General features: G+C 41.2%; 7 protein-coding genes. 1 reads left to right on the top strand and 6 read right to left on the bottom strand.

Annotated elements, in window-relative coordinates:
• Positions 1–420 precede the first annotated feature (420 nt).
• The 5 genes from Q5076_RS17640 to Q5076_RS17620 all read right to left on the bottom strand — a co-directional run bounded on the left by Q5076_RS17640 (position 421) and on the right by Q5076_RS17620 (position 4,196).
• The gene (locus Q5076_RS17640) at positions 421–864 is read right to left on the bottom strand and encodes a DUF4293 domain-containing protein (RefSeq protein ID WP_303015095.1); all 444 of its coding nucleotides are present in this window, start codon (positions 862–864) and stop codon (positions 421–423) included.
• A 116-nt stretch (positions 865–980) separates the two neighbouring features.
• Positions 981–1,316, bottom strand: coding sequence for a DNA-directed RNA polymerase subunit omega (locus Q5076_RS17635; protein ID WP_303015094.1), 336 nt, complete (start codon positions 1,314–1,316; stop codon positions 981–983).
• Positions 1,317–1,331: 15 nt separating this feature from the next.
• Positions 1,332–2,135 (bottom strand): outer membrane protein assembly factor BamD, encoded by an 804-nt coding sequence (locus tag Q5076_RS17630; protein ID WP_303015092.1) that lies wholly within the window; start codon positions 2,133–2,135, stop codon positions 1,332–1,334.
• Positions 2,136–2,362: 227 nt separating this feature from the next.
• Positions 2,363–2,788, bottom strand: a complete 426-nt coding sequence (locus tag Q5076_RS17625; RefSeq protein WP_303015090.1) for an amino acid-binding protein — start codon at positions 2,786–2,788, stop codon at positions 2,363–2,365.
• Positions 2,789–2,897: 109 nt separating this feature from the next.
• Entirely contained in the window at positions 2,898–4,196 is a 1,299-nt protein-coding gene (locus Q5076_RS17620; RefSeq protein WP_303015089.1) for a phenylacetate--CoA ligase family protein, read from the bottom strand.
• Positions 4,197–4,330: 134 nt separating this feature from the next.
• Between Q5076_RS17620 and uvrB the strand changes: the two genes are divergently transcribed.
• Positions 4,331–6,361 (top strand): excinuclease ABC subunit UvrB, encoded by a 2,031-nt coding sequence (gene uvrB, locus Q5076_RS17615; protein ID WP_303015088.1) that lies wholly within the window; start codon positions 4,331–4,333, stop codon positions 6,359–6,361.
• A 328-nt stretch (positions 6,362–6,689) separates the two neighbouring features.
• Here uvrB and Q5076_RS17610 read toward each other — a convergent pair whose 3' ends face one another.
• On the bottom strand, positions 6,690–7,394 hold the full coding sequence (locus tag Q5076_RS17610; RefSeq protein ID WP_303015086.1) for an SGNH/GDSL hydrolase family protein: 705 nt from the start codon (positions 7,392–7,394) through the stop codon (positions 6,690–6,692).
• Between the last annotated feature and the right edge of the window lie 228 nt (positions 7,395–7,622).

Here is a 7,622-nt window from a genome sequence, read left to right as displayed (position 1 = left end):
TATTACGGGATAATGTTTAACATGTCCAACTTTTTGGGGTCACTTCAAAATAGAAGAATGAGACAGCCTCACTTATAATTTATAAGTTATAACATAAAAATCCCCCTATTTAGCCTTCATCACAATACAAGGCAAGAATAGGAGGATTCTTTACTTTAAAATTTTAACCTATAAGAACTTCAACCTTCAATTTCTATTTTGAAATAGGGCTCTTTCCATCTCTTTAAATATTCCTCAAATACGGTTTGACAGCCCCGACAGAAGTGATTCAAAATAAAAACACCATGGTAAAAACACAAAAATATCGGAAATAGAACCTACTTTGGACTTCACAGAATTTGACATTGAATATCCTCTTGGACACGCTCTTCCGTTCTTCTATCGTTTATCTTTCTTCCGGTGCTTTCCATCCCGATAACATTATCTCAGCCGGTCTGCCGCCTTTACCATTACCTCATCCCGCCCGATAGCGCGAATAGCCAATATATTCAAGATAATAGACACAAGCGGCAAACACAACGCCCAACCAATACGGAAAAGATTCGCTTCATTCTTCAATGCAAAATAAAAAGCAAAAAAAGCGATATAATAACCTACTAACAATAAACTATTAAAAATCGACATACGAATCTGTAACATACGATTTCTATATAAGAAAATCGTTGCAAAAGCAATTATAGTACTTAACATCAAAATGCCGAATAATCCCCATGTAGACTGAAATCCACCATTCACATCCAACCCTAAAACTTTGAAAGGGTGTTCTCCCGTCGTATCAGTGAAATATCCCATCGGCAAACACATTGCCGTAATAAGAAGCCCTGTAACAAGCAATAAATAAACTGTTTGAATTCGTTGAATCATAAGTATTCCAATAATAGTAGTTGAGTTAAACAATAATAGCCAAGCAATAAGAAATAGGGGATTACATAATTACCCCGCTTACCACTTGACTATCAATTCTTTCGTCAGAATATAAATTACTGAAGTTTTTCTTTCTCCTTTGCCGGGTTTCTATAATATATTTTCCCTTCGATATATTCTTGCGTAGCAATCAGGCTCGGTTTCGGCAATTTCTCATAATAACGAGAAATTTCAATTTGCTCTCTATTTTCAAATACCTCTTCCAAATTATCATTGTAAGAAGCAAACTCCGCCAATTTTTTAGAAAGGTCATTCTTGATTTCCACACTAATCTGGTTAGCACGCTTACCGATAATGGCAACAGTTTCATAAACATTTCCTGTATCGGCACAGAGTTCCATCATGTCACGGGTTACCGTCGTAGTAGGAGCATTCGTTTTTTTGTAGTCCATAAAATCTATTTAAATTTAGTCTTTAATTACTTTTTGTGATTCGCTAAATATTTTCTCCGCCTCTTTCAAATATTTACTCTCCGGAAATTCATTCCTGAAAGCATAATATTCGTCAATCGTCTCACGATAACGGTCAGCTTTCTTATCCTCCACGCTATAGATAGCCATTTCATATCTTGCACGGAGAATCAAGATGGAAAGTTCCTCACGATAATCGGTATACGGATAATCCTTCAATGCATTTTGCGCAGTTATCACACAAGATTCATAATTATTACCCAGGTAATTACCTAAATTATAATACAACTTTGCCGAATAAAGTTCCTTCAATACCAATTTATCCTGCAAAGCAAAAATCATATCCTGTGCCTCTTGTTTCTTAGTACTGCCCGGAAAATATTCCATAAACATCTGCAACTGCTGGATAGCCTGATAAGTACTGGACTGGTCCAGACGCGGTTCCGGAGTATCCAAGAATAAGGCTTTTCCTGCATGGAAACGCGCCAGTTCCGTAAAAGTGCCACGGGGATACGTATTAAAATAAGTGATAAATGTCTGGGCGGCAGTCTGGTAATCTTTTTGATTATAATAACTCATTCCCAACATATACAACGACTCTTCCGCCTTATCGGTTCCTTTTAAAATAGTAATCAACTCATTCAACAGAGTAGCCGAACGATTATACTGTCCTTTCGCAAAATAGTTTTTGGCGGCTTCGTACTTGTATTCGTAATCAGTGCTTTTCAGCAACTTATTATACTCTCCACATGATGTCAGAGCAGCGGCCACAAGCAAAGTTATAATGATATTTTTCTTCATCCTGTTTAAAATAATGCGCAAAGTTACTTATTCGCCGGGAATTTAGCAATTAATCTATGTTTTTTAATACATAAAAGGCGTTAAACATCGACAAAAGAGGGGAAAATAACGGTGAATGACAAACAAAAGCAGCAGACAACAAATAATAAACGATAAACGGCATGCATTAATCCGAATCAGACCCATACACTCACTACCGTCCATCGTTTATGCTCCTGAGCAACCTTTCACAGCTTATACAAATCACTGGCTGCCAGAAGGTCTACTTTCTTTTCTTTCAACACCTCAATACACTTATTCAAATCACTGGGGCGAATCACCACATTCGCAATATTATTATTAGCAAATGAATACATATATTCGATAAACACCCCTTCAGCAGACAAATACCCCAACACTTTCGCCAGGGCACCCGGTATATTAGGGCAACTGATACCGACGACATCAGTCACATTTACTGCAAAATGATTATCCTTTAAAGCTTTATATGCCCTGTCCGGGTCGGATACAATCCCACGCAGAATACCGAAATCGGCATTCTCAGCAATACATAAGGCAGAAAGATTGATATTTTCTTTCGCCAACACGTCAGTCACTTCCGTTAAACGACCTGACTTGTTTTCCAAAAAGATAGAAAGTTGTTTTGCTACCATGACTTCAAAGACTAAGTTATTTATTACAATTTTAAGGTCATCCCAATAGACTGCAAATGACAAAAGCCGATGCCCGTCTTCCGTCATTGAGACCTGCAATCTACGACTCTTACAGTTTTCTATTGTCAATCACCCGTTTTGCCTTCCCTACACTGCGTTCAATACTCCGCGGTTCTACCAGTTTCACATTCACGCCCAGTCCGAGCACACTTTGAAGACGCCCCGCAAGCTTCTTCTTCAATGCCAACATCCGGTTGATTTCATCCGAATAAAAGTCCGGGCGCACTTCTACCTGCAATTCCATCGTATCGGTATTATTCTCACGACCGACAATTAACAAGTAATGCGGTTCGAATTCGGCCATTTCCAGGATTACAGATTCAATCTGTGTCGGGAATACATTCACGCCGCGGATAATCAGCATATCATCACTACGTCCCAAAATACGCTCCATACGCACCAATGTACGGCCACATGCACACGTATCGTAATGCAAAGCCGTCAAATCACGTGTACGATACCGCAATAACGGCATACCCTCTTTTGTCAGATGAGTAAAAACAAGTTCCCCCGTCTGTCCGGGCTCTACCGGCTGCAAAGTATTCGGATCTATAATTTCCGGGAAATAATGGTCCTCATTCAAGTGAGTACCGTGCTGGCATTCACATTCATAACCCACACCCGGCCCGGCTATTTCGCTCAAACCGTAAATATCGTATGCTTTGATACCCAACTTCTCTTCTATTTCATGACGCATCTGTTCAGTCCAGGGTTCCGCGCCAAAAGCCCCTATCTTTAATTTGAATTCCTCACGGGGCAATCCGGAATCTTTAATTGCATCAGCCAGATAAAGCGCATAGGAAGGAGTACAGCAAAGCACAGTCGCACCAAAATCATGCATCAACGTAATCTGTTTCTCCGTATTGCCACTTGACATCGGAATAACGGACGCACCGATATTCTCCGCTCCGGCATGTGCCCCCAGTCCTCCGGTGAAAAGCCCGTATCCGTAAGACACCTGAAAAATATCCGGACGCCCGGCTCCATAAGCCGTAAAAGCACGTGAAATACATTCCGCCCATGAAGACAAATCCTTACGGGTATATCCGACGACCGTCGGTTTTCCGGTAGTACCGGAAGAAGCATGGATACGGACAATCTGGCTCATCGGTACGGCGCAAAGTCCGAACGGATAATTATCTCTTAAATCATATTTCGTAGTAAACGGAAGTTTTACGATATCATCAATACCATTGATATCATCGGGAGTAATCCCCATTTCCTGCATTTTTTTCCGATAAAAAGGAGTGTTGTGGTAGACGTAATCTACAATTTTCTTGAGTCGTATGCTCTGAATCTTACGAAGACTTTCACGGTCCATACACTCAATGCTTTCGTTCCAAATCATGTGTTTCAGGTATTATTAATTGTATGAATCTGTTTTTTATATAACTTTGTTGCAAAGTAAAGGATTTATTTGGAAAAATGATTTGTTATCTCAATTATTTTACCGAATATTGTCTCACTTTTTAAGATTTAACTATGAATTTTGAATTAACATCAGCTTACAAACCTACCGGAGACCAACCGGAAGCAATAGCCCAACTGACGGACGGAGTACTCCAGGGACTTCCCGCCCAGACTTTGTTAGGAGTAACCGGTTCGGGAAAAACATTCACCATAGCCAACGTCATTGCCAATATCAACAAACCGACGTTGATTTTAAGCCATAATAAAACGCTGGCAGCCCAGCTTTACAGTGAGTTTAAAGGATTTTTCCCCAACAATGCGGTAGAATATTATGTCTCTTACTATGACTATTATCAGCCGGAAGCCTACCTGCCAAGCAGTGATACCTATATAGAAAAAGACCTCGCCATCAATGATGAAATCGACAAACTCCGTCTTGCCGCCACATCCGCCCTGCTTTCCGGACGAAAAGATGTGGTTGTCGTTTCTTCCGTATCCTGTATTTACGGAATGGGAAACCCTTCGGACTTTTACAAGAATGTAATTGAAATCGAACGGGGACGCATGCTCGACCGTAATGTATTCCTCCGACGCCTGGTAGACAGCTTATACGTCCGCAATGATATAGACCTGAACCGCGGTAACTTCCGCGTCAAAGGAGACACGGTAGACATTTACCTTGCCTATACGGACAATCTGCTCCGAGTCACTTTCTGGGGAGACGAAATTGACGGCATTGAAGAGGTAGACCCGATTAACGGCACAACCCTATCTTCTTTCGATTCCTACAAAATTTATCCGGCCAACCTGTTCATGACAACCAAAGAGGCCACTTTCCGCGCCATTCACGAAATAGAAGACGACTTGGCTAAACAAGTCGCTTTCTTCGAATCCATCGGTAAGGAATATGAAGCCAAACGATTATATGAACGGGTCACTTACGACATGGAAATGATTCGAGAACTGGGCCACTGTTCAGGAATTGAAAACTATTCACGGTATTTTGACGGCCGTGCAGCCGGTACCCGCCCCTATTGCCTGCTCGATTTCTTCCCGGATGATTTTTTGATTGTCATTGATGAAAGCCACGTAAGCGTACCTCAAATCCGTGCCATGTACGGAGGTGACCGGGCACGTAAAATAAACCTTGTAGAGTACGGCTTCCGTTTGCCCGCCGCTATGGACAATCGTCCGTTAAAGTTCGAAGAGTTCCAAGAAATGGCAAAACAGGTAATCTACGTGAGCGCCACTCCGGCAGAATATGAGTTGATTCAATCCGAAGGCATAGTCGTAGAACAAGTGATTCGTCCCACCGGTTTGCTCGACCCGATTATCGAAGTTCGTCCAAGCCTAAACCAAATCGACGATTTAATGGAAGAAATCCAGCTTCGTATCGAAAAGGAAGAGCGTGTCCTTGTCACCACTCTCACCAAACGTATGGCCGAAGAACTAACGGAGTATCTTCTCAACAACAACGTAAGATGCAACTATATCCACAGTGATGTCGACACACTGGAACGTGTGAAGATTATGGATGCTCTACGGCAGGGAATATATGACGTGCTTGTCGGTGTCAACCTGCTCCGTGAAGGATTGGATTTACCGGAAGTATCCCTTGTAGCGATACTCGATGCAGATAAAGAAGGATTCCTCCGTTCCCACCGTTCATTAACCCAGACTGCCGGACGTGCCGCCCGTAACGTCAACGGGAAAGTCATCATGTATGCCGACAAAATAACAGACAGCATGAAACTCACCATTGACGAAACCAATCGCCGCCGCGAAAAACAGTTAGCCTATAATGAAGCAAACGGAATTACTCCGCAGCAGATTAAAAAAGCCAGAAATTTGTCCGTATTCGGTAATGCGAAAGAAGCTGACGAACTGTTAAAAGAGAGAAGCGCCTATGTGGAACCGTCCACTCCGAACATCGCAGCAGACCCGGTAGTACAATATATGAGTAAAGCACAAATGGAAAAGAGTATCGAGCGCACTCGCAAGCTGATGCAGGAAGCAGCCAAGAAACTCGAATTCATAGAAGCAGCACAATATCGTGACGAATTATTGAAACTGGAAGACCTGATGAAAGAGAAATGGGGCTAAAAGCTCTTCTCCTTCATCGTATTCTACAATGGTTGTTGAGTACAGGAATTCTTAATAAACCTATAACACGGATTCCAATCCATTAATTAGTGTTATAAAAACACCGATTTAGGGCTGGTAATTTGCAAAGTTACCCCAATTCCGTATCTTTGCACTGTGTTTTTCATAGTATTAGATTTAAGGTTAACAAAGGTTGGAGCAAGGCGTTGCTCCTTTTTTTATATCCATACAGCAGCTTGCGCTTCCCTGACAGTAATCTCATAAAAAAATGCCACCCGATTACATAATCAAGCGGCATTCATATGCTGAACTTTACAACGATAAATTCCTAAAGCGCTTTTTCAATCGCTTTCTTTATCAACGGCTCCATTACATCATACCCCTCACCTGTCGGATGTACACCATCCTTGGTATATTGAGGATTCAAAGCGTTACCCTCCGGAACGACCAATGCCTGATAATAATCTACAAACGGAATTTTATTAGCTTTCGCATAAGCCTCTATCCGACCATTCAGCGATTTGATTTTTTGCGGTACATCTTTTATTTCCATCCTCCATTTAAATGCGGCGGCAGGCAACACGGAAGTCAAAATAACCTTTATCTTATTCGCCTTAGCCAACTCCACCATAGAAACGATATTTCCAAATGTATAATCTTCGTTGTAGGATTGTGTATTTTCTGCGACATCATTCGTGCCGGCATTAATCACCACCAAAGCCGGAGAAAGATTTATCACGTCTTCCCGAAAACGCAACAAAAACTGATAAGAGGTCTGTCCACTGATTCCCCGACCGATATAACCGTTCGATTTGAAAAAGTCCGGATGAGTACGCACCCATCCTTCCGTGATGGAATTCCCCATAAAAATAACCCTTTTGTCCTTTTTTGACACTTGTGGAAGCGCGGCATTCTCTTTCGAGTATCGGGCCAGATTTGCAAAATCTCTTTTTTGCGCATACCCCTCTCCCATTGAAAAAACCAAGCAAACAACAGCCAACATTATCCATCGGCCTAATCTTTTTCTATCCATGTTTCTATGAAGTTATTAGTAAATTATAATGTTTCGCGCAAAGATAAAAAAAACTCCATATATAATCATCCAAAACATCGAATAACCGTTAAGGCAAAAGCTGTTTTTCTTAATCTATGTTATATAACACACTTTTTTTCTTGGATTATTTGCAAATTTCCCAATAGTCCGTATCTTTGCAACGTGTTTTTCATAGTATTAGATTTAAGGTTAACAAAGGTTGGAGCA

The sequence above is a fragment of the uncultured Bacteroides sp. genome, assembly GCF_958445495.1.
Taxonomy (GTDB): domain Bacteria; phylum Bacteroidota; class Bacteroidia; order Bacteroidales; family Bacteroidaceae; genus Bacteroides.
This window is presented reverse-complemented; position numbering and strand designations above follow the sequence as displayed.